The organism is Mycolicibacterium grossiae, assembly GCF_008329645.1.
GTDB lineage: Bacteria > Actinomycetota > Actinomycetes > Mycobacteriales > Mycobacteriaceae > Mycobacterium > Mycobacterium grossiae.
In genome coordinates this window covers 1,056,302-1,081,269 of sequence record NZ_CP043474.1, presented here as the reverse complement: position 1 = coordinate 1,081,269, position 24,968 = coordinate 1,056,302, and the positions used below count along the sequence as shown (strand labels likewise).

Genomic DNA, 24,968 nt, shown 5'->3' with positions numbered 1-24,968 from the left:
CCTGAGCCGAACCGTGGAGTCCGTCGGCGCGCCTGCCTAGGTTCGATCCGTTCGCACACGGAGGAGCTTCGATTGACGGCGGGAACGCTCATCGAGCACTGCACGGCGCCGCTGCACCCGCTCGACGACCCGGTCCGGTCCTCGCTGCGCGGCGCTCACGCGCGGTTCGCGGTGTGGTCCGGGCGCGTCGCGCGCTACGACCGCGAGGTCGCCGGATTCCTCGGCCACCCGCCTCGGCTCGATGCGCAGGACTGGGCCGACGTCGCCACGCTGGCCGGTCCGGCGGCCGAGGTCTCGCTGCGGGGCGCCTACGTACCGCCTCCCGGTTGGGAGGTCATCGACCGCATCGGCTCCGTGCAACTCGACGGGTCGGCCTTCCATGGGGAGGCCTACCCGCCTGCGGTGCCGCTCGGCGCGCGCGACGTCCCCCGCATGCTGGACCTGGTCGCCCGCACCGCCCCGGGCCCCTTCCGCCCGCGCACCATCGAGATGGGCACCTACCTCGGCGTGTTCGACCGCGGCGCGCTCGTCGCCATGGCGGGGGAGCGGATGCACCCCATCGGCTGGACCGAGATCAGCGCCGTCTGCACCGATCCGGCGCACCGCAACCGCGGGCTGGCAACCGCCCTCGTCGGCGCGGTGGCGGACGGCATCCGGCGGCGCGGTGAGACGCCGTTCCTGCACGCCCGCGCCGACAACGTCGCCGCGATCCGGCTCTACGAGGCGCTGGGATTCGTGCTGCGGCAGCGTTCGGTGCTCACTATCGTGCGCACGCCGGCCGCTGCAGCCGACGAGGCGGCGTCGTGACCGCAACGGTGGATGCGCAGGGCCGGCCGGCCGACACCGCCCACCCCGACGAGGTGCTCGTCGTCGCCCGCACGTGGCATCCGTGGCGCTGGATCATCGCGGTGGCGGCCCTGGTGCTGCTCGCGCAGTTCGTCCACGGGCTCGCCACCAACGCCGGATGGGACTGGGCGACGTTCGCGCAGTACGTCACCGCCAAGTCGGTGATGTCGGCGCTGTGGCTGACGGTTCAACTGACGTTCTGGGGCACCGTCATCGGCTTCGCGCTGGGCATCGCCCTCGCCGCGGCGCGGCTGTCGCACAATCCGGTTCTCCGGGTGATCGCGTGGAGCTACGTCTGGGCGTTCCGGTCCATCCCGCTCATCGTGCAGCTGCTGTTCTGGTTCAACATCGCCTATCTCTACGAGACGCTGTCGGTCGGCATCCCGTTCGGACCTGCGCTGGTCACCTTCGACGTCAACGCCGTGATCAGCGGCTCCATGGCCGCCGTGATCGGCCTCGCCCTGCATCAGGCCGCCTACTCCGCCGAGATCGTGCGCGCCGGCATCGTCTCGGTCGACCCGGGTCAGCGCGAAGCGGCTGCCGCGCTGGGCATTCCGCGTCGGCGCGAGTTCTTCAGGATCGTGCTTCCGCAGGCCATGCGCGGCATCCTGCCCAATGCCGCCAACGAGGTCATCTCGTTGTTCAAGGGCACGTCCATCGTCTCGGTGATGGCGATCGCCGAATTGTTCTACCAGGTGCAGGTGATCTACGGCCGCAACGGCCGGGTCGTGCCGCTGCTCATGGTCGCCACGTTCTGGTACGTCGTCCTCACCTCCCTGCTGTCGATCGTGCAGTTCTACGTCGAGCGGCACTACGCGAAGGGTGCGACGCGCGAACTCCCGCCGACGCCGCTACAGCGCCTCCGTCGGCAGGCGTCCGCGGCCCGGGCGACGTGGAGCCGGTCGTGAGCCGGTTGCTCGCCACGGCGGCGATTGAGCACGCGGAGTACGCCATCTCCGCCCGCGGCGTCCGCAAGTCCTACGGCGATCGCGAGGTGTTGGCCGGCGTGGACCTCGCGGTACGGCCCGGTGAGGTCACGGTGATCCTCGGGCCGTCCGGGTCGGGCAAGTCGACACTGCTGCGCGTGCTCAACCACCTCGAGAAGGTCGACGCCGGCATCGTCGAGGTCGACGGCGAACTGGTCGGATACCGGCGCAAAGGGCAACGACTGCACGAACTCTCGACCCGTGAGATCCTGCGGCAACGCACCAAGATCGGCTTCGTCTTCCAGGACTTCAACCTGTTCGGGCACCTCACCGTGCTCGAGAACGTCGTGGAGGCACCGGTGTCGGCGCAGCGCCGCCGGCGCGCCGACGTCGAACGGGAGGCCCGGGAGCTGCTGGCACGGGTGGGCGTCGCCGACAAGGCCGACGAGTACCCGCGTCGGCTGTCGGGCGGTCAGCAGCAACGGGTGGCCATCGCCCGCGCGCTGGCGCTGCAACCCAAGGTGATGCTGTTCGACGAGCCCACCTCGGCGCTCGACCCCGAGCTGGTGGGCGAGGTGCTCGAGGTGATACGCGACCTGGTCCGCAACGGAGCCACCCTGGTCATCGTCACCCACGAGGTGGGCTTCGCCAAGGAGATCGCCGACACCGTCGTGTTCATGGACGGTGGCGTGATCGTCGAGCAGGGGCCACCGAGCCGCGTCCTGGGTGACTCCGCCCACCCGCGCACCCGGGACTTCCTGTCGCACGTGCTGTAGCCCCCGGCGGAACCCCGCCACGCGATCGTCCGCCCCATGACCGACCCCCTGACCTTCGAGGAAGCAGCCATGTTCCGACCCCGACGGGCATCCCTCGTCCTCTCGCTCGCGGCCGCGGTGACGCTTTTGGTGTCGTGCAGTGAACCCACCGTCGACGACACGTTGACCGCCGCCAACGGCCAGGTGTTCGACCTGTCGGCGGAGCAGGAGGGCCGAATCCGAACCGAGCGCGTCGACGCCATCGCCGCGCTGGTCCCCGCACCCATCCGCGACCGCGGCACGCTGCGCGTCACCGGCAGCGTCAACTCCACGCCGCCGCTCGGCTTCTACGCGACGGACAACGCGACGGTGATCGGCAGCGAAGTCGACATCGCGCAGCTGATCGCCGACGTGCTGGGCCTGCGCCTCGACCGGTCGAGCGCCGACTGGGCGCAGAACTTCGTGTCGATCGATTCCGGTCAGACCGACCTGTTCATCTCCAACGTCACCGTCACCGAGGAACGCAAGGACAAGTACGACTTCGCGACCTACCGACTGGACAACCTGGCGCTGGAGGCCCCGACCGACTCCGGATGGGCCTACCGGGACCGCAAGGACATCGCGGGCAAGCGCATCGGCGTCTCGTCGGGCACCAACCAGGAACAGCTGCTGGTGGACTGGAACGCCCGCAACGTCGCCGAGGGACTCGCGCCGGCGCAGATCGTCTACTACCAGAACAGCTCCGACTACTACCTGGCGCTGTCCTCCGGCCGCATCGACGGTTACCTCGGTCCCAATCCCTCGGCGGTGTACCACTCGGCCAGCACCAAGGAGACCAAGATCCTGGCCACCTACTCCGGTGCGGGCGACGCCCTGCAGGGCGAGATCGCGGTGCTCACCAAGAAGGACAACGGGCTGATCGGCGCCGTCGCCAAGGCCATCGATCACGTCATCGCCGACGGCAGCTACCGCAAGGCGCTCGACCGGTGGGGGCTCGGCGAGGAGGCCGTCGAGTCCTCGGAGATCAACCCGCCGGGGCTGCCCAGGACGTCCTGACGGGTCCGCCTGCCGCCGCCGCCGAACCCCCGGCGATCACCGCCCGCGACCGCCGCTGGCAAAGTACGCTGTGCAGGCCGCCGTCGTCGGCGGCCGGGAGAGGTCAAGGGGGTGACCTGGCGTGCGTCGTCGTCAGCAGTGGCCCGGGATCGCCGTCCCGCTGCTCATGTCGCGCACCGGCGGCGCCTGCTTCCTGCTCGGCGCCGCGCTGGTCGCCGCCACCAACGCGGCGGATTCGCACGCGTTCCGCTCGACCGAGGTCGCCTACGTCACCGCCGCCATCGCGTCGCTGCTGGGGATCGCGGCCCTGTCCCGCGGCGCGCGCCTGCACCCGTGGCACCTCCAGCTCAACGTCGTCTGCGCGACGCTGCTCATCGGGGTGACGGCGGCATCGGCCGCGCTGCCCTCGACCGCGGTCGCGATCGCGGCGCTGTACGCGTTCATCGCGTTCTCGGCGTTCTTCATGTCCTGGCCGGATGCGCTGGCGCACATCGCCGTCGCCGCCGTCTGCTGCGTCGTCGGGCTGGTCGGCTACTCGGACGTGCCGTGGGTGTCCGCCGTCATCGTGGCGGCGACGGTCGTCGGCATGGGTGGGGTGATCACCGCACTCGGCCGCCTGGTGGCTGCCGGCGAGCGCGACGCCGTGACCGGGCTACCGAACCTGCGTGGTGCCGAACGCATCCTGGACATCGAGGCGGCGACCGCCGACCCCGCGGTAATCGCCCTGCGGATCGACGGCGCCGACGCCGCCCGCCCGTCCGCGACCGTCGGCGACGACGTGGCGGTCCGGGTGACCGACGCGCTGGAGGCCGTGCTGCCGGAGACGGCCACGCTGGCGCGGACCGATCGCGACGGGTTCGCCGTCGTCCTGCCCGGCGCGTCCCGCCACGATGCCACGGCCGTGATCGCCGCCGCCCGTGCGGCGCTCGACGGGTGCGCCCTGACCGCCGCGGTCACCTGGCGGCGTCCCGACACGACCTCGGCGGCGACGCTGGGTCGCGCCGATGCGGCGCTGCGGCGTGCCCGGCGAGCCGGCGTCGACCACACCGTCGTCGACGAACCCCGTCGCGAAGCAATCGCCGACGCGCTCTCCTCGGCGATCACGCGCGACGAGATCGACGTCGTGTACCAGCCCATCACGGCGCTGCGCGGCGGTGGCGTGGTGGGCCTCGAGGCCCTCGCGCGATGGACGCCGGCCGACGGTCCGTCGCTCGGGATCGGCGAGGTGATCGACGTCGCCGAGGAGTTCGACCTCATCGGCGCGCTGGGCCACCGGGTGCTGCGCCGCGCGTGCGGGGATGCGCGCTGGATGCAGGAGCGCACGGCGGTGCCGATCACGTTGAGCGTGAACGTGTCCGGCATGGAACTGGTCGACGGCGGCTACGTGCGCAGCGTCCTGGACGTGCTCGAGGGCACCGGCTGGGCGCCGGAGAAGTTGGTGCTCGAGGTCACCGAGAGCGTGATCGCCGCCGACGCGCCCGCGTCGATCGCCCATCTCGGCGACCTCCGGCGGCGCGGCATCCGGATCGCCGTCGACGACTTCGGCACCGGCTACTCGTCGCTGCACCGCCTGTCGGACGTCCCCGCCGACTTCCTGAAGCTCGACGCGTCGTTCGTCGCCGACGTGGGTGCCGACGGCGGAACCGAGGCCGCGGACCACGGCGTGCCGCCGCTGCTGGCCGCGATCGCCGCATTCGTCCGGCCGCTGGCCATCCCGGTCGTCGTCGAGGGCGTCGAGACCCGCGGTCAGGCGGACGTGTTGCGCGCCATCGGCTTCGACCTCGCCCAGGGCTTCCTCTTCGGCCCGCCACTGCCCCGCGACGACGTCGTCACCACGCTGGCCGTCACACCTCCAGCCGCGCGCCGATGATGATGGTCCGCCCCACCGGCAGGTTGAAGTGGGCGGCCGCGTCGGCCGTGATGTAGGACGTCGCCACGAACAGCCGGGTCCGCCACGGTGACATCGTCGGCTCCCTGCACACCACCAACTCGAGCTTCGACAGGAAGTACGAGGCGTGCGCGAGGTCGATCTCGCCCTCGGTGTCCGCCGGGTCGAGCAGCCGCAGCGCGGCCGGGACGTCGGGGCGCTCCATGTAACCGTAGCGGGCGCTGACGAACACGATGCCGTCGCGCGCGAGACCCAGGTCGTCGACCGAGATGCGTTCCGACGCAGGCACTCTCGGAACGGGCTCGGTCTCCAGGGAGAGGATCACCACCTGGGAGTGCAGCACCCGGTTGTGTTCGACGTTGGCGCGCATGGACAGCGGGGCGGTCTCTCCGCCGCGATTGAGGAAGATCGCGGTGCCCGGCACGCGCGCCAGCGGCGGATCGTGCTGCAGCAGACCGGCGACGAACGGCCGCAGCGGACCTTCGACGGCACTGCGCCGGCGGGTGACGATGGCCCGGCCGCGCTGCCACGTGGTCATCACGGTGAAGGCGCACACGGCGATCAGCAACGGCAGCCAGGCGCCGTGCACCAGCTTGGTGAGGTTGGCGGCGAAGAACAGCAGGTCCACCGTGAGCAGCGCCCCGCCGCCGCCGAGCACGACCCATAGCGGCCACCGCCAGCGGGTGTGGGCGTGGTAGAGGAACAGCGTGGTGGTGATGGTGATGGTGCCGGTGACCGCCATGCCGAACGCGTAGGCCAGCGCCTCCGACGACCGGAACGCGAACACCAGGATCAGCACCGCTACCAGCAGCAGGCCGTTGATGAACGGCACGTAGATCTGCCCGATGGTCTTCGCCGAGGTGTGCGCGATGCGCAACCGCGGCAGATACCCCAGCTGCGCGGCCTGCGACGCCACGGAGAACGCGCCGGTGATCACGGCCTGCGAGGCGATCACCGTGGCGGCCGTCGCGAGCACCACCAGCGGGATCAGCGCCCAGTCGGGGGCCAGCAGGAAGAACGGCGCGCTCACCTTGTGCTCGTCGGCCAGCAGCAGCGCCCCCTGGCCGAAGTAGCTCAGCGTGCACGCCGGCAGCACCAGACCCAGCCAGCCGATGGTGATGGCCTTGCGGCCGAAGTGCCCCATGTCGGCGTACAGCGCCTCCGCGCCGGTGACGGCCAGCACCACGGCCGCGAGCGCGAAGAAGCCAATGGAAACGTGGCCGATCATGAACGACAGCGCATACGTCGGCGACAGCGCCCGCAGGATCTCCGGATCGTGCGCGATGCCGGTGACGCCCAGCGCCCCGATCGCGAGGAACCACGCGATCATCACCGGTCCGAAGAACTTGCCCACCGCCGCGGTGCCGCGGCGCTGCACGGAGAACAGCACGACGATGATCGCGGCGGTGATCGGGACGATCCACGGTTCGAGGCCGGGCTCGACGATCTTCAGGCCCTCGACGGCCGACAGCACCGAGATGGCAGGGGTGATCATGCTGTCGCCGAAGAACAGTGCGGCGCCGAAGATACCGAGCGCCGCGAGCATGTACGCCGCGCGTTTGCCGCGGCCACGAGCGCGCTGCCGCAGCAGCGTGATGAGCGCCATGATGCCGCCCTCGCCGTGGTTGTCGGCGCGCATCACGAGCGTCACGTAGGTCAGCGTGACGATCAGCATCACCGACCAGAAGATCAGCGAGACGATGCCGTAGATGTGGTCGCGCGCGATCGGCACCGGGTGCGGGTCACCCGGATCGAACACCGTCTGGATCGTGTAGATCGGGCTGGTGCCGATGTCGCCGAACACCACGCCGAGAGCGCCGATGACGACGCCGGTCGATAGGCGCGGCGCGTGGGCGGTGGGCGGCGCTGCGGTCTCGGCAGGCACGGCGCGATGGTATGCCCGTGGGCGTTGCACGGACGGCGAAGGGGCACCCGCGGTGCGGATGCCCCTTCGTCGGTCAGGCTCAGCGGCTCTGGTGTACGACCGTGTCGGTGTACGGAACCGTGGCCGTCGGGTGGATCTCGTCGAGCCACGTGTGGTGGTCGATGCCGGCCTGCGCGGGTGCGGCGAGCCCCAGGACCGCCGCGGCGAAGCCGCCGGCGACGATCGAGGTGAAACCGATCTTCTTCATGCGTTGCTCCCTATTGAGTTGTTCGTACCGGGATGGCCGGAACGACGAGGAGGACGGCCCTCGTGAGGTCGTCCGCACGATGTAACACCACCGAAACACGGAATGATTCCGCTCATCGTGAACGGGTGAGGTACGCCACTCAGGCGCGCTTGCGGGCCTTGCGCTTCTGCGGTTCCGGCAGCGCGTCGGCCGCGAGCAGGCGTCCGTACAGCTCGGGTTCGCCCATCATCGCCCGGTACACCAGGGCGATGGTGACGTCGTGGTCCGGGCGGTGCACCACCTCGACGGCGTCGCCGGCGCGCAGCACTCCCGGCTCGAGCACCCGCAGGTAGGCGCCCGGCGTACCGCCGTCGGCGAACGTCTTCATCCATCCCGCGATGCCCATGCGAGCCTCGAACGTCTTGCACGGCGTCCGGGGCCGGGTGACCTCCAGCAGCGGTCCCGCGGTGCCGATGCGCCACCGCTCGCCGACCAGCGCGCCGGTGACGTCGAGGCCGGAGGTGGTGACGTTCTCACCGAAGGTGCCGTTGGGGAGGTCCCGTTCGATCCGGTGCTGCCACGCGTCGAGATCCTCGCGGGCGTAGGCGTAGACCGCCTGATCGTCACCGCCGTGGAACTTCGCGTTGCCGATGGTGTCACCGACGATGCCGCTGCCGAGGCCGCCGCGCATCGGACCGGGCGCCCGCACCTCGACCGGGTGATCGACCGGCCGCTTGTCGATGCCCGTGGTCGGCGCGCTGACGCCGCGACCGACGACGGCGCTGTTCACGGTCAGGATCGAAGCCATGCGTCGAGGTTACGGCCCGCCGCGGACACCCGCTCCGTCGGTGAGGAGCTGCCGCAGCTGGTCCAGCGGGTCGCCGGGAGCCAGGGTGCGCCGCGCCTCCGGGGCGTCGGCCGCCGCGTCCGGGGCGCCGCCCGGCGGCGGGGTGGCGGCCGGTGGCGGGGCGACGGGTGGGGGTGGCGCGAGCGGACGTTCGAGCAGCGCGATCTTGCGCGCCAGTCGGTTTGCCGCGTCGGCGCGGACGTCGCGGCGTTCGGCGTCGGGGTCGTCGTTGCCGGCGAAGCAGCCCTCGGGCGCGTCGGTGACGGTGCCCAGCGCGGCGCGGTAACGCGCCAGGGCGGCCGGGCCGTCGCCCGTGCCGACGAACTGGTCGCCGAGCGTCTCGCGGACCAGGGCCAGGTTCACCACCGCCGGGCAGTCCCGCGACGCCGCCGCGTCGGAGAAGCGGTCCTCGGCGTCGGACAGCCGGCCCTCGAGCACCGCGAGCGCGCCGTCGGCGAACGCAGGAGCCTCCGAGGACACCAGGGCGTTGAGTGGGTCGAGGAACCTCAGCGTCGCGACGTCGCTGCGCAGCGTGTCGACGTCGCCGCGCGCGAAGGCCGCCGCCGCCGAGTCCCCGGCGATCGTCATCGACCCCGCCTTCGCGGCGAGGACGAGGAGCAGCAGCACCACCGGTGCGGACCACAGCAGCAGCCGGCGCCTCACGCCGCACCCCCGGAGAGCGGCGCGCGGGTGTGCCGGAAGTCCCGCAGCACCAGCACGAGTTCGACGAACAGCAGCGCCGCGGCCAACATCGCCGGCGCCCAATAGGTCTCGGTGGGACGGGTGGTGGCCGTCACCGGTGCGGCGGGGCCTTCGGCGTCGTCGGCGTCGTCGAACATCGACGTGTCGCCGTCCTGCCCGCGGGGCACGTAGGGGATCCCGAGCTGCTCGGCGACGCCGCGCAGCGCGGGCTCGTCGATGCGCGAGCGGAGCCCCGGCACCCCGGTCACGGGGCCGCCGCCGGGCGTGCCGTACCCCAGGACCGCGCCGCCGTCCACGGTGCCCTCGGCGACGTCGAAGCGGCGTTGCGGCGCCTCCGATCCGGCCGCCCCGGACCCCAGGTAGAACACCAGCGTGCGGGCGCGCGGGAACTGCTGGTCGGCGGCGATCAGCTGGTAGCGCAACGTGTTCCCGGCCGCCGCGACGTTGGTCTGTGCGACGTCGACCCCGGCATACGGCTCCAGACCCGCCAGGGCCGGCCGCAGGCTCCAGGTGTCCTGGGACAGCGGCCAGTCCAGCGACGGGCCGGTGGCGAAGTCGATCAGCGCGAAGCGCGCGTCGGGGTAGCGGTCGACGATCGCCGCGGCGTCCTCACGTGCGGCGGCCATGCGGGTCCGGCCGCCGGATGCGTCGGCGACGCCCATCTCCGGTGACCGGTCCAGCACCAGGAACACGTTGGGTTGGCCGTCGGCCACCCCGGCGGGGCTGGTCTCCCGGGGGTCGCCGAACACCGGGCGCACCGCGGCGAGCAGTAGCAGCACCGCGGCGACGGTCACTCCGGCCCAGCGCCACAACGCCATTCGGGTGCGCCGCGACGACGTCAGCAACCGGTGCGCGGTGGCCGCACGGGTCGCGAGGACGACGGCGGCGACGAGGGTCAGCAGCACGGGCGGCAGCACGGGATGGAACGTCATTGGCGCACCCACAGCGGCAGCGCCGACAGCACGGCGACGGCGCCGAGCGCGACGAGCAGCGGCACGTCGGGGGTCTCCGGCGTGGCGGCCCGCACGGTGGGTCCGACGGCCGACGTCGATGGCGGAGGCGTCGCGCGGATCTCGGCCAGCCGGGCGGCCACGTCGGACCCCAGCGGCTCGGTCCGCCCGCCGGTGGCGCGGGCGAGATCGGCCAGCGTCGGGTTGGGGGGATCGGTGAGCAGGGCGTTCACCTGCGCTCCCGCCGACTCGGCGAGCGATCGCAGCCGGGCGCCATCGACGACGCCCGCCCCCGCCGCGTCCCCGGGCAGCGCGCCGGGGCCCAGGTAGATCACCGACCTCCGCTGGGCGCCGATCTCGTCGAAGCCGGGAAAGCCGGTGAGACACAACGCGAGGACGTCCTCTACCCGGCGGGCGTAGTTGGCGTACGCGACGGCGGGCGTGAACTCGGACTGTCGTGCGTCCGCGGCGGCGAACTCGCCGAATCGTGCCGAGGCGAACTGGTGGTCGCGCGTCATGGGGACGACCCTGCGGTTGGCCGACGTCAATCCGATCCGCTGGGTGTCCAGTGTCTGGGCGTGCCCGGCGAAGTAGGACATGCCTGCGCGGATCCGCGGGTCGTCCAGAGGGCCGGCGACGCAGACCATTACGTCCTCGGGCTGGCCCGTCGTCGCGTCCCGGGCCGTGGCGGGCAACCCCGTCGGCCGAGCCGCCGCCAGCACGGTGGCCACGGCAGCGACGGCGAGCAGCGCCATGGTGGCGAGCACCAGCACCGTGCGGCGGCGTGCGGCGCGCACGTAGGCGGGCAGCGACGTGAGTCTGCCGACGTTGGCCAGCGGCAGCCGACGGCGGTGGTCGCGGCCGGGCGCCACCATCACCACGACGATGCCGGCGGCGAGCGCCAGGCACGCCACGATGATCACCGGCCACCACGTCAGCTCCACGACAGGATCAGCTCCTCGGTCGCCGTCCCCAGCGCATCGACGTCGTCGGTGGACCGGTCGTTGAACTGAACGTCGTTGAGCCGGGACAGGATCGGCGCGGCGGGCGCGAGGTCGCCGCCCGCTATCTCGTCGACCTGCATGTACCGCGCCCGCAATCCGCTGACCTGCTGCAGGAAACCGCGCAGCGCGCCACTGAGCGCCGCGCCCGCCTGCACGTCGGTCAGCTCGCCGGCGCGGCGTCGCTCCACGATGCGGCGGACGTCGCGGGCGACGCGACGGCGCAGCAGCGACTCCCGCGCGGCGGCGACCAGACCGGGTCGGTCGGTCCTCGTCCGCGGCGCGGTGATCGCGAATACCGCGAGGTACCAGCCGATCACCACCAGCAACAGCACAGCCGCCAGCCACGTCCACGCCGCCGACACCGGCGCGGGACCGATGACGTAGCGCAGCAGGTCATCCGGCACGGGCGTACACCTCGGTCATGCCCACCAGCGCCTTGCGGATGCCGCGGCTGCCCTCCACCAGCGCGTGCGGCACGCCGTGAACGTCCATGGTCTCCGAGAGACGTTGCCGCCGTTGCTCTTCGGCCTCCAGGTAGGCGCGCACGACGTCGGCGCCCACGTCCGCCGCGCCGAGCAGGGCGGCGCCGGTCGTCACGTCGTAGCCCACGGTGCCGTCGTCGGCGACGCCGATCGCCGGATGGTCGACCGTCATCGCCCACAGCACGTCGTGACGCGCGGTGAGCCGGGTCAGCACCTCGGTGAGGCGGTCGTCGACGTCGGGTTCGTCGGAGACCACCACCACCAGCAATCGGCGGCGGGAGTGTTCGGCGACCCATCGCAACTGGGTGACGACGTCGCTGCGCCCCGGGCGGCCCGACGCGTGGGCCAGGTAGTGGTCGAGCAGGTACTCCAGGTGCGTCTCGCCCCGGCGCAGCCGGATGTCGACGCAGCCGCGGGCGTCGCCGTACACCATCCCGATCTCGTCGGAGCGTCGCAGCGTCACCAGCCCGAGCGCGCCGATGACGTGCGCCGCCACGTCGCGCTTCAGTTCGCCCGACGGCGTCACCGCCGACATGTTCGTCCCGGCGTCGGCGACGACGAGGATCTTGTGGTGCTTCTCCGAGACGAAGCGCTTGATGAGCACGTCGCCGGACCGGGCCGAGGCCTTCCAGTCGATGTCGCGCACGTCGTCGCCGCGCACGTAGGGCCGCAGGTCGTCGAACTCGAGGCTGCGGGTGTGCACCAGCGCGTAGCGGCCGCCCTCCAGGAGGCCGGAGGTGTCGCGGCCGAAGAACGCCTTGGCGCGGTCGAGGTGCGTGCCCATGACGGCCTCAGGGCACGGGCACCGCGCGGAGCACGGCGTCGGTGATCATGTCGGCGGAGATCCGCTGGCTGGCCGCCTCGAACCCGAGGATGAGCCGGTGCCGCAGCACGCGGTGCGCCAGCGCGGCGACGTCCTCGGGCATCACGTGACCGCGACCGCGCAGCAGGGCCAGGGCCCGCGCCGTCCGGCACAGGGCGATGGTGGCCCGCGGGCTGGCGCCGTACTCGATGAGCCGGGCCATGCCGGCGGGAAGGTGTTCCTCGGGCATGCGCGTCACCTCGACCAGCCGGCTCGCGTACTGGATCAGCGCGCGGTCCATGTGCACGGAGGCGGCGACGCGCTGCGCGTTGCGGATGGCGTCGAGATCCACCACGGGCGGACTGCGGTGACCGCGTTCGTAGAGCCCGGCATCCATCCGGGAGATGACCTCGACCTCCTCGTCCGCGGTCGGGTAGCGCACCAACTCCTTGAGCATGAACCGGTCGGTCTGTGCCTCGGAGAGCGGATAGGTGCCCTCCTGATCCACCGGGTTCTGCGTCGCGATCACCAGGAACGGCTCCGGGATGGGGTACTCCACGCCGGCGATCGTCGTCTGACGTTCCTCCATCGCCTCGAGCATCGCGCTCTGGGTCTTGGCGCTGGACCGGTTGATCTCGTCGAGCAGCACGATGTTGGCGTGCACCGGGCCGAGCTGGGTGGCGAACGAGTTGGTGGCCGACTCGTAGATCTGGGTGCCCACGATGTCGCTGGGCAGCAGGTCCGGCGTGCACTGGATGCGCCGGAACTCCCCGGCGACCGACTCGGCGACCACGCGGGCCGCGGTGGTCTTGGCCAGCCCCGGGACGCTCTCGACGAGCAGGTGACCGCCCGCCAGCAGCGACACCAGGATGGACTCGCGCAGGTGGAGCTGGCCCACCACCTTGGTGGAGAAGGCCGTGGCCACGGCATCCACGGTGCGGAGAGCGGCGTCGAGTTCGGGGCGGGCGAGCGCGGGCCGGGTCATGGATCCTTCCGGTGCAGGGATGGCGGCGGGCTGTGATTACCCGACCGGCAGGGTTTCATACCCCGGCTTCCAGCGGCACCCGCCGTTCGCGGTCGGAGGCGGGCCACACGTAGGGCAGGTCGTCGGGGACGTCGCCGAACAGCGGCCGGTAGTACTCGGGGTCCTTGCGGACCAGCGCCGACTGGTGGCTGAGGTGAAACGCGTGGTCGCCGAGCCACGGCGGCAGCTCGCCCTGTTCAGCGAGGTCGCGCTGGTCGCGGACCTCGGTGATGCCGGTGGCGGCGTGCAGGTCGGCGAGCAGCGTGGCCGCCGTGGTGTCGGCGTGGCCGAGCCGGACCCACGCCTCGCTCGTCACCAGCCCGTACCGGACGAGCGCCTCCTCGTAGCCCGCCCACATGGCGGCCGCCGGGTGCCGCCGCCAGCCGTAGCCCGGCACGGTCAGCGCGCGCAGCACCTGGACGGTCTCGGCGCGCTGCTTGCCGAGCCGTTTGCGGTCGAGCCGCAGGGCCGACTCCGCGAAGTCCGGGTAGGGCAGGAAGGTCTGCATCGGGTCCGGGTACCCACGTGCCGCCGCTGCACGCCCGAGCCGGGGACCGTAGGTTCTCCTTGTCATGCTGTCGCTGCTGCTGCCCCTGCTCGGGTTCGCGTTCCTGGATTCGCTGAACGTGCTCAACGTGGGCGTGACGACCGCCGTCGTCTACGACAGCAGGATCAACCGGCGCTCGCCGCTGCCCGCGGGCGTCAGCTTCATCGCCGGCGTGGGCACCGCCACCACGACCTTCGGCATCCTGACGGTCCTCGGGCTGAACTTCTTGTCCGACCGCGCCGAGGTCGACGTCACGCCGGCGGTGCGGTACTGGGCACAGCTGGTCCTCGGGCTGGTGCTGATCGCGATCGCGGCGTTCTCCGGGCGGGCGGGCGGTGCGGCGCCGCCGGAGTGGGCGTTGTCCGCGGCGCGGCGCAACCCGTGGCTGTTCGGCGTCGTCGGCCTCGTCATCGGCTTCGGGCAGGCGCCGACCGCGGTGCCCTACCTGACCGCGCTGGCGATGCTCTCCGCGCGCAACCCGCTGCCGGTGGGCTGGCCGGCGATCGTCGTCGGCTACTGCCTGCTGGCGTTGCTGCCGTCGATCCTGGTGCTGACGCTCGCAATGGTGCGCACCGTGCGCGCCCGGCGCATCCAACGCACGATCGTGCGCGCCATGACGCGCTACGGGCCGCCGGTGGTGCGGGTGCTGTTCGCCGTCGTCGGCACCGTGCTCGTCGTCGGCGCGCTGCTGCACTGGCGCGAGCTGGTCTGACTCAGGCCGGCAACCCGTCCGCGACGCGGGGTGCGCGGTCGACGGTGGCGGTGTCCAGCACCAGTTCGGCCACCCGGTGGCGGTGCTGTTCGGCCGAGCCGAGCAGGGCGGCGTCGGTGATCGCACGCTTGAAGTACAGGTGCGCCTGATGCTCCCAGGTGAATCCGATGCCGCCGTGCACCTGGATCGCGCCGGTGGCCACCCGGTTCAGCGCCGCCGACGCCACCGCCTGCGCGATGCTCGCCGCCAGCGCCGGATCATCGGAGCCGTCGGCCAGCGCCCACACCGCGTGGAAGGCCGCCGAGCGGGCGTGCTCGGTGTCCACCAGCAGATCGGCCAGCTCGTGCTTGACGGCCTGGAACGAGCCGATCGGCCGGCCGAACTGCAGACGCGTCTTCGCGTAGTCCACCGACAGGTCGAGCAGGTGCTGCGCGGCGCCCACCTGTTCGACGGCCAGCAGCGCCGCGCCGACGCGAAGGGCGTGGGCGATGACGTGCTCGGCGTCCTCGGGCCCGGCGATGAGCCGGGCCGCGGCGCCGTCGAATGCGAGGTGTGCCTGCGGGCGGGTGAGGTCGAGGGTCGCCAGCGGCGTGCGGGTGACACCGTCGGCGGTCGCGTCCACCGCGTACAGCGCCGTCCCGTCGGAACTCGTTGCGGCGACCAGGATCTCGTCGGCATAGCTCGCGTCGACCACACCATTGACGGAGCCGGTCAGGGCGTCACGGTCGGCCGTCACGGTCACCGCGGCCGGGTCGAAGGCGCCCGCGCGGTCACCGACGGCGAACGCCGCGGTGCGGCGGCCCTCGACCAGCTCGGCGAGCAACTCGTCGCGCACCGGACCGGATGACGCCGCCACCAGCGCCGGGATCGCGAGGTAGACGGTGCCGAACAGTGGTCCGCAGGCCAGCCGGGCGCCGAGCGCCTCGACGGCCACCGCCTGGTCGACGAGCGAACCGCCCACGCCGCCATCGGCTTCCGGCGCCGAGAGTCCCAGCACGCCGAGTTCGGCGCCCAACCGGCCCCAGAGTCGGGCGTCGAACGGCGGGTCGGACTCCATGATGCGGCGGACGGAGGACTCGTCGAAGTGCTCGGCGGCGAAGGCGCGTACGGCGGCGCGCAGCTGGCCCTGCTCCTCGGTGAAGACGTACTCGCGTCCCACGTCTTGGTGGGCAACCGTCTCAGCCACCGCATCGGGCTGATCCACGAGTTCCTCAGCCACCGAGTCGGGCTGATCCACGAGTTCCTCAGCCACGCGGGATCTCCTTCCACGGCATGCCGGCGTCGGCACGCAGGTCGCCGGGCAGTCCGAGGATGCGCTCCCCGAGGATGTTGCGCATCACCTCCGACGTACCGCCTTCGATGGTGTTGGCTCGGCTACGCAGGAAGCGCTGCTGGACGGGCCCGCGCCAGTCGGACTCGCCGCGGGCGTCGTCGTCGAACGAATACCCGTGGTACAGCACGCCTTCCGGGCCGAGGAAGTCCATGCAGAACTGGTAGACGTGCTGGTTGAGTTCGGCGCCGACGAGCTTGCCGATCGAGCCCTCCGGGCCGGGACCGCCGACGGTGGCGGCGGCGCGTGAGCGCTCCGAGGTGAGGCGCTGCGCCTCCGAGCGCAGCCACAGCGTGGCGAGGCGGTCGCGCAGGACGGGGGTCTGCAGGTCGGGGCGGGATGCCCACAGCGAGACCGCCTCGGCGATGGTGCCGGCACCGCGCCGGTTGCCGCTGCCGCCGAGGGCGCTGCGCTCGTTCATCAGGGTCGTCATGGCGACGTTCCAGCCGTTGCCGACGGCGCCGAGGCGGTGCTCGTCGGGGATGCGGGCGTCGGAGAAGTAGACCTCGTTGAACTCGGCCTGGCCGGTCAGCTGCCGCAGTGGGCGGGTCTCGACGCCGGGGGCGTGCATGTCGATGACGAAGTAGGTCAGCCCCTTGTGCTTGGCGACGTCGGGGTCGGTGCGGGCGAGCAGCAGGCCCCAGCGGGCGCGGTGGGCGAGGCTCGTCCAGACCTTCTGCCCGTTGACGACCCACTCGTCGCCGTCCGGCACCGCCGAGGTGGCGAGCCCCGCCAGGTCCGATCCGGCGCCCGGCTCGGAGAACAGCTGGCACCAGATGTGCTCGGTGGTGGCGAGCGGACGCAGCCACGACTTCTTCAGATCGTCGCTCTGGGCGTGCTCGCGGATGGTCGGGGCGGCCATGCCGTAGCCCATCGGGTTCAGGCCCAGGGGGACCGGACCGCCGGCGTTCTGCAGGACCTTGTCGGCGACGGCCTGCATGCCGCGGGAGATGCCGAGCCCGCCGAGCCCCTCGGGGAAGTGCACCCAGGACAGACCGGCGTCGTAACAGGCGGCGAGGTACTCGGGGATGGGAACCCGGCTCGGATCGTGGTCGGCGACCACCGAGCGGGCGAGGTCCTCGACCCGAGCGGTATCAGCGTCGTTGCTCATCCGGCCACAGTATGGGAATCGACACCCGTCAAGAAAGGGGTTGCCGCATCTCGCGGGCGCGGATCCGGGCGCGGGGGCTTTCGCAGGTTGGCGCCGTTGGTCTGCGCGCCTCGAGCGGTGTGGCCCGCGCTCGCCCACGCAGGTCTCGAAATGCCCACCTTTGCGCGACAACTCGCGACAGTCGCCACCCGGCGGCGCGCACAGCGGATCGTCAGGCGTCCTGCGGCCGGTGGTCCGGCGCTCGGTGGTCCTGCGGACAGGCGGCCCGGCGGTCCTGCGGACAGGCGGCCCGGCGGTCCTGCGGACCGGCCGACCGGTGCCGCTCGCTCGCGGGACCGAATTCTCGGTGCCCACCTCTGAGCGACAACTCGCGACAATCCCTGGCCCGTGGCGCCCGTCGCGGATCGTCAGGTGCTCAGCGGTCCAGCGGCCAAGCGGCCCGTGCTCGCCCGAAGGACCGAATTCTCAGTGCCCACCTCTGAGCGACAACTCGCGACAATTCCCGTCTGGTGGCGATGCCCGCGACTCCAGCGTCACGCTCGGCGGCCGTGGTGGCTCTAGTGTCACGCCCGGCGAGGTCGGCGAGGTCGGCGAGGTCGGCGAGGCCGGCGAGGTCGGCCTCGGCCCTGCGATTGTCGCGAGTTGTCGCTCAGAGGTGGGCAATCCGAATGCACTTCCCCGCGGGGCGAGTGGGGCACATGAGGCCAACCACGGCCGCCACTGCCGCAGCCGCGGCCGGGGGCGCGAGGCATGCGGCACGGGTGGCGCGGACCGGCGCAGCGGGGCAGCCGCCGGCTGTCGAGAGTTATCGCTCCGAGGTGGGCATTCGAGATCCACTGTCCCCTTTGGGGGCGGGTGAGGCGGATGGGACTGGCCGCGGCCGGCGGGCGGCGGCGGGCCCGGCCCGGGCCGCAGAGCCCAGGCACGGGCCGCAGAGCCCTGGCACGGGCGCGGGCGCGGCGGCGGCTGATACCGCCGCCCGAACGAGGGCGGGTACGTCCCAGGGGCCGACCTAGACCCGCGGCACCTCGGCGTTGATCGCGTCCAACAGTGCCGGATAGCGCCCGGCCTCGCGGTGCCCGCCGGGCTTGCCGCTACTCAGTACGCCGACGGCCATGCGACGCGACGGGTCCGCCCACACGGCGATGTTCGTCAGGCCGGTGTGCCCGAACGCCTGCGCGGCGTCCTTGCCGAACGGCCCGAACCGCTTCGACCCCAACATGTATCCGGTGCCCCACCGCATCGGCTGCAGCCCGGTCGCCAGGTCCGGACGCAACCGGCGCGCCTCCCGCGTCGCGGCATACAGCGTCTCCGGGCGCAGCACCCGCACGCCGTCGAGTTCGCCGCCGCGCTGCAGGATCTCGGCAAAGCGGCTCAGTTCGTCGGCCGTGGACACCGTGCTCGACGACGGGATGACGCTGGTGAGGAAGTCCGGCGTGTTCGAGAACGGGATGATGCGCTGCGGCGTCCCGCCGACGGCGATCTTGAAGGCCTTGGCCATGGCCGCGGGCATCGGCTTGCCCGTGACGTGACTGGGCGCCACCAGCGGCACGTCCCGCGGCGCGACGCCGTAGTTGGTCCAGCGGAAGCCCAGTGGCTCCAGGATCTCGGTCGCGAGGATCTCCCGTACGTTGCGACCCGTTGCGGCGGAGATGATCTCGCGCATCAGCGGTCCCCACGTCAGCCCGTGGTAGACGTGCACGAGCCCCGGCGGATAGATGGGCTTCAGGTGCCCGAGCATCTCCCGGGCGTAGGCGCTGTCGTCCATGCGCTTGAGGTCGGGCCGCGGACCGGTCGCGAACGGCACGCCCGCGCTGTGGGTCAGCACGTGCCGGATGGTGGTGCGGTCCTTGCCGTGGCTGGTGTACGTCGGCAGGTACTCGCACACCCGATCGTCGAGTGCGAAGGCGCCGCGCTCGATCAGCATGTGCGCCACCGTCGTGGTGATCGCCTTGGCCGCGGAGTACGCGCAGAACGGGGTGTCGGTGCGCACCGGCACCCGCTCGGTGTCGGGCGGGTCGGCGGGACCGTTGCCCCAGCCGTGGCCGATCGCCCGGTTGAGGACGACGCGGCCGTCGACCCGCACGCACACCTGGATCGCCGGGTGCATGCCCGCCCGATACCAGTGCCGCGCCTTCTCCCAGATGCGCTCGACGGCGCCGGAACCGACGCCGTCGTGGTCCTCGTCGGCGACCGCGGTCACCGCGTCGAGGTCGTCGGGTACGCGGATTCGTCCCTCTGCGGGCTGCACGTCGACCACGTCGGCCAGCCTACGGCGGGCCCACCCAACCGCCCCCGGCCGCCAACTAGAACGTGTTACATTTCCGCCACCTCCAGACCCCGAGGAGACCATGAGCGGGACCCCGCACCCGGCGCCCAGCACCACGGCGAGGACGAGGTCGAAGGCCGCGTCGCTCGTCATCGTGACCATCGCCTACGTGCTCGCCGTCGCGGCCGCCGCGGCGTGGCTCGTCTGGGGACCGGGCACCGGGCGGCTGTGGCTCGACACCCTGATCGCCGACGTGGTGGCCACCGTCGTGGTGTTCGCCTTCAGTCGCGCCTACCGCAACTCGAGCTTCTACGACGCCTACTGGAGCGTCATCCCGCCGCTGCTGCTCGGCTACTGGTGGTCCCAGGCGGCGCCGGACGTCGACCCGCTGCGGTGCTGGCTGCTGGCGGTGCTGGTCGGCTACTGGGCGGTGCGGCTCACCGGCAATTGGGTCTACGCGTTCCCGGGGCTGCACCACGAGGACTGGCGCTACCCGATGTTCCGGGACAGGGCCGGCCGGTTCGCGTTCCTCGCCGACCTCGTCGCGATCCACCTCATCCCGACACTGCAGGTGTTCCTCGGCATGGTGCCGGTGTACGTCGCCGTCACCCGCCCGGGAAGCGGCCTGACGTGGCTGACCGTCCTCGCGTTCGTCATCGGCGTCGCCGCGGTCACGCTGGAGCTGGTGGCCGACGTGCAGATGCACCGCTTCGCGAAGGTCCGCACGCCCGGGCAGGCGATGGACCGCGGACTGTGGGCGTGGTCGCGCCACCCCAACTACTTCGGCGAGTTTGGCTTCTGGTTCGCACTCGGCCTGTTCGGCGTGGCCGCGGCGCCGGCCGACGCGTGGTGGCTGATGGCCGGCGCGGCCGTCATGCTGGCCCTCTTCCTGGGCGCCAGCATCCCCATGATGGAGGAGCGCAGCCTCACCCGCCGGCCCGAGTACCAGCAGGTGATCGACCGGGTCTCGAGATTCGTGCCTCGGCCGCCCAAGGCCGTAGGGCCGCCCCGGAGGACGGCTCCGTGACGCGCCGCACCGTGCTGATCGCCGGGCTCGGCGACTGCGGCGTCCTCACCGCCATGCGGCTGGCGCGCCGCGACGACCTCGACGTGGTGGGGGTCTCCGCCAAGCCGGCACTGGTCAGCGGCCAGGAACTCGGCTGGCGCCTCAGTCGGCCCGACCACTGGGCGCGGCACAACTGGATCGCCTTCGACCGGTTCCGGGCGCTCGACGGCGTGCGTACCGTGCACGGCACCCTCACCGGCGTCGACCTCGACGCACGCACCGTCTCGGTGGCGACGGCCGACGGCGGCAGCGCCGTGGAGCGCTACGACGCGCTGATCATCGCGACGGGCGTCACCAACGGCTTCTGGCGGCGGCCGACGCTGCAGACCGCCGACGAGATCGGCGCCGACCTGCGCGCCGCCCACGGCCGGCTGGCCGCGGCCCGCTCGGTCATCGTGGTCGGGGGCGGGGCCGCGGCGGTCAGCAGCGCCGCCAACGTCGCGCTCACCTGGCCGGACACCCGCGTCGACCTGTACTTCCCGGGCGAACGCGGGCTGACCGCACACCACCCGAGGACGTGGGCCCGGGTCCGGGACCGCCTGGAGGCGGCCGGCGTTCGCCTGCACCCCGGCCACCGCGCCGAGCTGCCCGACGACTTCACCGGCGACGAGATCACCGCCGGCCCGGTCAGCTGGCGCACCGGGCAGCCGCCCGCGAGCGCCGACGCGGTGCTGTGGACGGTCGGGCGGGTGCGTCCCAACACCGGCTGGCTGCCCGGAGACCTGCTCGACGACGACGGCTTCGTCGCGGTCACGCCGCAGCTGCGGGTACCGCGGCAGCGCGGCGTCTTCGCCGTCGGCGACGTCGCGGCCACCGACCCGCTGCGCAGTTCGGCACGCAACCGCGCCGACGCGCTGCTGGCGCACAACGTGGTCGCGGAGTTCGAAGGACGCCCGCTGCGGTCCTACCGCGCGCCACGCTCGCGGTGGGGGTCGGTGCTGGGCATCCAGCGCGACGGCCTGGAGGTCTTCGCCCCGAACGGTCGCGCGTTCCGCTTCCCGGCGTGGTCGTTCGAACGCGTCCTGATGCCGTGGATCGTGCAGCGCGGCATCTATCGTGGCGTGCGTGCGCCCGCCGAACGCTGACGCCGCGGACGCGAATGCGTGACGAGGCCGACGACGTGCGGCCCGCGCCTCGGTATTGTCTCTCCATTGCCCGTTACAACGACATTGCCCGTTACAAAGACATCGCCCGTTACAACGACTCGACCTGCGTCGGTGCCCGTGCTGAATCCTGACTTCGATCCCGCAGCTCCCGGACAACAGCTGTCCGTGCTGCTGGTGGAGGACGACCGCGCCGACGCCATCCTCGTCGAGGAACTGATCGCCGACGCCAACGCCGACATCCACGTGGTGTGGGCGCGGTCGATGGCGGAAGCCGAACGGGAGCTGGCCGCGGCCCGCCCGGACTGCGTCCTGCTGGACCTCAACCTGCCCGACGCCAACGGCATCACCGCGCTCGACCGCATCACCAAGCGCGACGACCACGTGCCCGTCGTGGTGCTCACCGGCCTCATCGACGAGCACTTCGGCGTGTCCGCGGTGGCGTCCGGCGCGCAGGACTACCTGGTGAAGGGTCGCGTCGAACCCGAGATGCTGCGCCGGGCGCTGCTCTACGCCATCGAACGCAAGCGTGCCGAGTTGACGGCCGTCGCGCTGCGCGCCAGCCAGCTCACGGCACTGGAGAACGCCCGCCTGGCGCGCGGGCTGCTGCCCACGCCGCTGCTGCTCGCCGACCCCGGCGTGGAGATCGAGGCGCAGTACCGGCCCAGCCACCAGAACGCCCTGCTCGGCGGCGATTTCTACGACGTCGTGCAGACCCCCGACCGCACCGTGCACGTCATGGTGGGCGACGTCGCCGGCCACGGCCCCGACGCCGCCGCGCTGGGCGTCGCGCTGCGCATCGGCTGGCGGTCGCTGACCTTCACCGGGTTGCGCGGCAACGAAAGGATGCGCCAGCTCGAGCGCATCCTCAAGGCGGAGAGCCCGGTGAGCCACGGCATCTTCGCGACCGTGCTCAGCGTTGCCCTCGCCCCCGACGGGCTCAGCTTCACCGCGGTCCGCGCCGGGCATCCCGGCATGCTGCTGCACGGGCCGAACTCGGTGGAGTGGCTCGAGCCGCCCGCCGGTCCCGCGCTGGGGCTCAGCGGCGCGGAGTGGCCGACCAACGAACTCGAACTCCCCGAAGGACACGGCTTGGTGTTGCTGACCGACGGCATCTTCGAAGGACACTCCGGGCGGGGCAACGAGCGCCTGGGCGAACACGGCCTGTTGGAGCTGGCCCAGGACCTCGCGCACCTGCCGGGTCGCGACTTCGTCCGCGCGCTCATCGAGGGCGCCGGCCGGCGGGCGGAGTCGCACGGCGGCCTGTCCGACGACATCGCGGTGGTGCGCGTCGCCCGGACGGGAACCGCCGATGCCTGACCGCCCCAGCCCGGGCCGCCGACTGACCGTCCAGGGCTGGCAGAACCTGGTGCTGCTCGCGATGGGCGTCGTGGTGCTGGCCGGTGCGGTCACCGGCGCGGTGCTGGTGGACCGCACCGACGACGTCTCCCGCTCCCTCATCGACGACATCCAGCCGGCCCGTGTCGCGTCCTACCGGCTCCAAGCCGCCCTGCGCGACCAGGAGACCGCGACGCGCGGCTACGCCATCACCGCCGACCGCCAGTTCCTGCAGCCGTACTACGACGGCAGGCAGGCCGAGGACGCCGCGCGCGAGGCCATGGTGGCGCGGCTCGGCGACCGACCCGATCTGCTGGCGGATCTGGACGCCGTCGAGGGTGCGGCGAACCAGTGGCGGACGGCGTACGCCGAACCGCTGATCGCCAGCATCGCGCCGGGCGCCGCGCGGCCCGTCGCCCCCGCGGTCATCGAGCAGGGCAAGACGGAGTTCGACGAGATCCGGCGGCTGTTCGACGTGCAGTCGCAGCACCTGCAGGCGGCGCGCGACGACGGCGTCGCCGAACTGGACGCGGTCCGCAGCTGGCGCGACCGGGTGCTGGTCGCAATGCTGACGGCCTTCTTCCTCGCCGCCGTCGCGCTGGCGATCCTCATCCGCAACGCCGTCACCGGTCCGCTGGAGAAGTTGGCGCAGGCCTGTCGCCGGATCACCGACGGGCACTTCGACGAGCGAATCACCCCGCGCGGGCCGAAGGACATCCGTGGCATCGCCTCCGACGTCGAGGACATGCGGCAGCGCATCGTCGCCGAACTCGAGGCCTCCCAGGAGGCGCGCGCCCAGCTCGACGAACAGGCCCTGGACCTGCGGCGCTCCAACGCCGAACTCGAGCAGTTCGCCTACGTGGCGTCGCACGACCTGCAGGAACCGCTGCGCAAGGTGACGTCGTTCTGCCAGCTCATCGAGAAGCGCTACGGCGACAAGCTCGACGAGCGCGGCGTCGAGTACATCGGCTTCGCCGTCGACGGCGCCAAGCGCATGCAGGTGCTCATCAACGACCTGCTGACCTTCTCCCGAGTGGGCCGGCTGCACGCCACCCACGACGAGGTGAGCCTCGACGCCGCGCTGGACGTCGCGCTGGGGAATCTCGGGACCGCCATCGACGAGGCCGACGCCCAGATCGACCGCCCCGCAGGCGGGCTGCCCACCGTGCTGGGTGACCCGACGCTGATGTCGATGCTGTGGCAGAACCTCATCGGCAACGCGGTGAAGTTCCGGCGCGAGGGCATCCCGCCGCACGTCGTCGTCGAGGTCGACCGCGGCGAGGAGGCGTGGAACTTCAGCGTCACCGACAACGGCATCGGCATCGGCGAGGAGTTCGCCGAGAAGGTCTTCGTCATCTTCCAGCGGCTGCACGGCCGCGACGTGTACTCCGGCACGGGCATCGGTCTGGCACTATGCAAGAAGATCGTCGAGTACCACGGCGGCACGATCTGGATCGACACCGCCTACACCGACGGCACCCGCTTCCGGTTCACGCTGCCGGTGATGGCCGCCGGGACCGACGACGCCCTGGAGACCACCGGGGCCCCAGACACCTCCGGCACGGCGGGCGCCGAGCCCGCCTTGGAAGGAACGCACGAATGACCTCATCCCAGTCGGGACCCGGCCGTCCGATCGACGTGTTGCTGGTCGAGGACGACCCGGGCGACGAGCTGATCACGCGCGAGGCGTTTGAGCACAACAAGATCAAGAACAACCTGCACGTCGCGCACGACGGCGAGGAGGGCCTGGACTTCCTCTACAAGCGCGGCCCCTACGCCGACGCCCCGCGGCCGGACCTGATTTTGCTGGACCTCAACCTGCCGAAGTACGACGGACGGCAACTGCTCGAGCAGATCAAGAACGATGCCGAGCTGTGCACGATCCCGGTCGTCGTGCTGACGACGTCGTCGGCGGAGGAGGACATCCTCAAGAGCTACAAGCTGCACGCCAACGCCTACGTGACCAAGCCGGTGGACCTCGACCAGTTCATGAGCGCCGTCCGGCAGATCGACGAGTTCTTCGTCCAGGTCGTGCGGCTGCCTCAGTTCTGAGCCGCGGCGGTTTGACCGCGGAAGTGCCGGGAACCCATGCGTCGACC

General features: G+C 71.9%; 24 protein-coding genes. 11 read left to right on the top strand and 13 right to left on the bottom strand.

Features of this window, described 5'->3' with window-relative positions; genetic code table 11:
* Positions 1 to 72 precede the first annotated feature (72 nt).
* The 5 genes from FZ046_RS05310 to FZ046_RS05290 all read left to right on the top strand — a co-directional run bounded on the left by FZ046_RS05310 (position 73) and on the right by FZ046_RS05290 (position 5,453).
* The gene (locus FZ046_RS05310) at positions 73 to 807 is read left to right on the top strand and encodes a GNAT family N-acetyltransferase (protein ID WP_070354470.1); all 735 of its coding nucleotides are present in this window, start codon (positions 73 to 75) and stop codon (positions 805 to 807) included.
* Positions 804 to 1,754, top strand: a complete 951-nt coding sequence (locus tag FZ046_RS05305) for an amino acid ABC transporter permease (RefSeq protein ID WP_070354471.1) — start codon at positions 804 to 806, stop codon at positions 1,752 to 1,754. Before FZ046_RS05310 ends, FZ046_RS05305 begins: the two co-directional genes overlap by 4 nt.
* Positions 1,751 to 2,548, top strand: coding sequence for an amino acid ABC transporter ATP-binding protein (locus FZ046_RS05300; RefSeq protein ID WP_070354479.1), 798 nt, complete (start codon positions 1,751 to 1,753; stop codon positions 2,546 to 2,548). Before FZ046_RS05305 ends, FZ046_RS05300 begins: the two co-directional genes overlap by 4 nt.
* Positions 2,549 to 2,617: 69 nt before the next feature.
* The gene (locus FZ046_RS05295) at positions 2,618 to 3,583 is read left to right on the top strand and encodes an ABC transporter substrate-binding protein (RefSeq protein ID WP_070354480.1); all 966 of its coding nucleotides are present in this window, start codon (positions 2,618 to 2,620) and stop codon (positions 3,581 to 3,583) included.
* Positions 3,584 to 3,704: 121 nt separating this feature from the next.
* A complete protein-coding gene (locus FZ046_RS05290; RefSeq protein ID WP_083298373.1) occupies positions 3,705 to 5,453 on the top strand; it encodes a GGDEF domain-containing phosphodiesterase in 1,749 nt (582 codons plus the stop codon).
* Here FZ046_RS05290 and FZ046_RS05285 read toward each other — a convergent pair.
* From FZ046_RS05285 to FZ046_RS05245, 10 genes are all read right to left on the bottom strand, one after another.
* Positions 5,428 to 7,356 (bottom strand): potassium transporter Kup, encoded by a 1,929-nt coding sequence (locus tag FZ046_RS05285; protein ID WP_070354472.1) that lies wholly within the window; start codon positions 7,354 to 7,356, stop codon positions 5,428 to 5,430. The genes FZ046_RS05290 and FZ046_RS05285 overlap by 26 nt on opposite strands.
* Before the next feature lie 79 nt (positions 7,357 to 7,435).
* A complete protein-coding gene (locus tag FZ046_RS27275) occupies positions 7,436 to 7,603 on the bottom strand; it encodes a hypothetical protein (RefSeq protein WP_099045985.1) in 168 nt (55 codons plus the stop codon).
* 139 nt (positions 7,604 to 7,742) lie between these two features.
* A complete protein-coding gene (locus tag FZ046_RS05280) occupies positions 7,743 to 8,390 on the bottom strand; it encodes an MOSC domain-containing protein (RefSeq protein WP_149484198.1) in 648 nt (215 codons plus the stop codon).
* Between the two features lie 9 nt (positions 8,391 to 8,399).
* Positions 8,400 to 9,092 (bottom strand): hypothetical protein, encoded by a 693-nt coding sequence (locus tag FZ046_RS05275; protein WP_149484197.1) that lies wholly within the window; start codon positions 9,090 to 9,092, stop codon positions 8,400 to 8,402.
* Positions 9,089 to 10,063, bottom strand: a complete 975-nt coding sequence (locus tag FZ046_RS05270; protein ID WP_070352834.1) for a vWA domain-containing protein — start codon at positions 10,061 to 10,063, stop codon at positions 9,089 to 9,091. Before FZ046_RS05270 ends, FZ046_RS05275 begins: the two co-directional genes overlap by 4 nt.
* Positions 10,060 to 11,025, bottom strand: coding sequence for a hypothetical protein (locus FZ046_RS05265; protein ID WP_070352833.1), 966 nt, complete (start codon positions 11,023 to 11,025; stop codon positions 10,060 to 10,062). Before FZ046_RS05265 ends, FZ046_RS05270 begins: the two co-directional genes overlap by 4 nt.
* Complete coding sequence (locus FZ046_RS05260; RefSeq protein ID WP_070352832.1) at positions 11,016 to 11,489, bottom strand: hypothetical protein; 474 nt, start codon at positions 11,487 to 11,489, stop codon at positions 11,016 to 11,018. Before FZ046_RS05260 ends, FZ046_RS05265 begins: the two co-directional genes overlap by 10 nt.
* The gene (locus tag FZ046_RS05255; protein ID WP_070352831.1) at positions 11,479 to 12,351 is read right to left on the bottom strand and encodes a DUF58 domain-containing protein; all 873 of its coding nucleotides are present in this window, start codon (positions 12,349 to 12,351) and stop codon (positions 11,479 to 11,481) included. Before FZ046_RS05255 ends, FZ046_RS05260 begins: the two co-directional genes overlap by 11 nt.
* 7 nt (positions 12,352 to 12,358) lie before the next feature.
* Positions 12,359 to 13,354 (bottom strand): AAA family ATPase, encoded by a 996-nt coding sequence (locus FZ046_RS05250; RefSeq protein WP_070352830.1) that lies wholly within the window; start codon positions 13,352 to 13,354, stop codon positions 12,359 to 12,361.
* A 55-nt stretch (positions 13,355 to 13,409) separates the two neighbouring features.
* Complete coding sequence (locus FZ046_RS05245; protein WP_070352829.1) at positions 13,410 to 13,901, bottom strand: MSMEG_6728 family protein; 492 nt, start codon at positions 13,899 to 13,901, stop codon at positions 13,410 to 13,412.
* Between the two features lie 64 nt (positions 13,902 to 13,965).
* On the opposite strand from FZ046_RS05245, the gene FZ046_RS05240 reads away from it, so the two are divergent.
* The gene (locus FZ046_RS05240) at positions 13,966 to 14,652 is read left to right on the top strand and encodes a GAP family protein (RefSeq protein WP_070352828.1); all 687 of its coding nucleotides are present in this window, start codon (positions 13,966 to 13,968) and stop codon (positions 14,650 to 14,652) included.
* Position 14,653: 1 nt separating this feature from the next.
* On the opposite strand, the gene FZ046_RS05235 is transcribed toward FZ046_RS05240, so the two are convergent.
* From FZ046_RS05235 to lipE, 3 genes are all read right to left on the bottom strand, one after another.
* Positions 14,654 to 15,904, bottom strand: a complete 1,251-nt coding sequence (locus FZ046_RS05235) for an acyl-CoA dehydrogenase family protein (protein WP_083298178.1) — start codon at positions 15,902 to 15,904, stop codon at positions 14,654 to 14,656.
* Positions 15,897 to 17,093 (bottom strand): acyl-CoA dehydrogenase family protein, encoded by a 1,197-nt coding sequence (locus FZ046_RS05230; protein WP_070352827.1) that lies wholly within the window; start codon positions 17,091 to 17,093, stop codon positions 15,897 to 15,899. The genes FZ046_RS05235 and FZ046_RS05230 overlap by 8 nt, the downstream gene beginning before the upstream one ends.
* A 1,012-nt stretch (positions 17,094 to 18,105) precedes the next feature.
* Positions 18,106 to 19,344, bottom strand: a complete 1,239-nt coding sequence (lipE, locus tag FZ046_RS05225; protein ID WP_070352854.1) for a lipase LipE — start codon at positions 19,342 to 19,344, stop codon at positions 18,106 to 18,108.
* A 100-nt stretch (positions 19,345 to 19,444) separates the two neighbouring features.
* Here lipE and FZ046_RS05220 point away from each other — a divergent pair, with 100 nt between their 5' ends.
* The 5 genes from FZ046_RS05220 to FZ046_RS05200 all read left to right on the top strand — a co-directional run bounded on the left by FZ046_RS05220 (position 19,445) and on the right by FZ046_RS05200 (position 24,921).
* Positions 19,445 to 20,389 (top strand): DUF1295 domain-containing protein, encoded by a 945-nt coding sequence (locus FZ046_RS05220; protein WP_083298176.1) that lies wholly within the window; start codon positions 19,445 to 19,447, stop codon positions 20,387 to 20,389.
* Positions 20,390 to 20,442: 53 nt separating this feature from the next.
* The gene (locus FZ046_RS05215) at positions 20,443 to 21,513 is read left to right on the top strand and encodes an FAD-dependent oxidoreductase (RefSeq protein WP_407664467.1); all 1,071 of its coding nucleotides are present in this window, start codon (positions 20,443 to 20,445) and stop codon (positions 21,511 to 21,513) included.
* A 138-nt stretch (positions 21,514 to 21,651) separates the two neighbouring features.
* Positions 21,652 to 22,851, top strand: a complete 1,200-nt coding sequence (locus FZ046_RS05210) for a PP2C family protein-serine/threonine phosphatase (RefSeq protein ID WP_407664448.1) — start codon at positions 21,652 to 21,654, stop codon at positions 22,849 to 22,851.
* Complete coding sequence (locus FZ046_RS05205; RefSeq protein WP_070352825.1) at positions 22,844 to 24,472, top strand: sensor histidine kinase; 1,629 nt, start codon at positions 22,844 to 22,846, stop codon at positions 24,470 to 24,472. Before FZ046_RS05210 ends, FZ046_RS05205 begins: the two co-directional genes overlap by 8 nt.
* Complete coding sequence (locus tag FZ046_RS05200; RefSeq protein ID WP_070352824.1) at positions 24,469 to 24,921, top strand: response regulator; 453 nt, start codon at positions 24,469 to 24,471, stop codon at positions 24,919 to 24,921. The genes FZ046_RS05205 and FZ046_RS05200 overlap by 4 nt, the downstream gene beginning before the upstream one ends.
* The last annotated feature ends 47 nt before the right edge of the window (positions 24,922 to 24,968 follow it).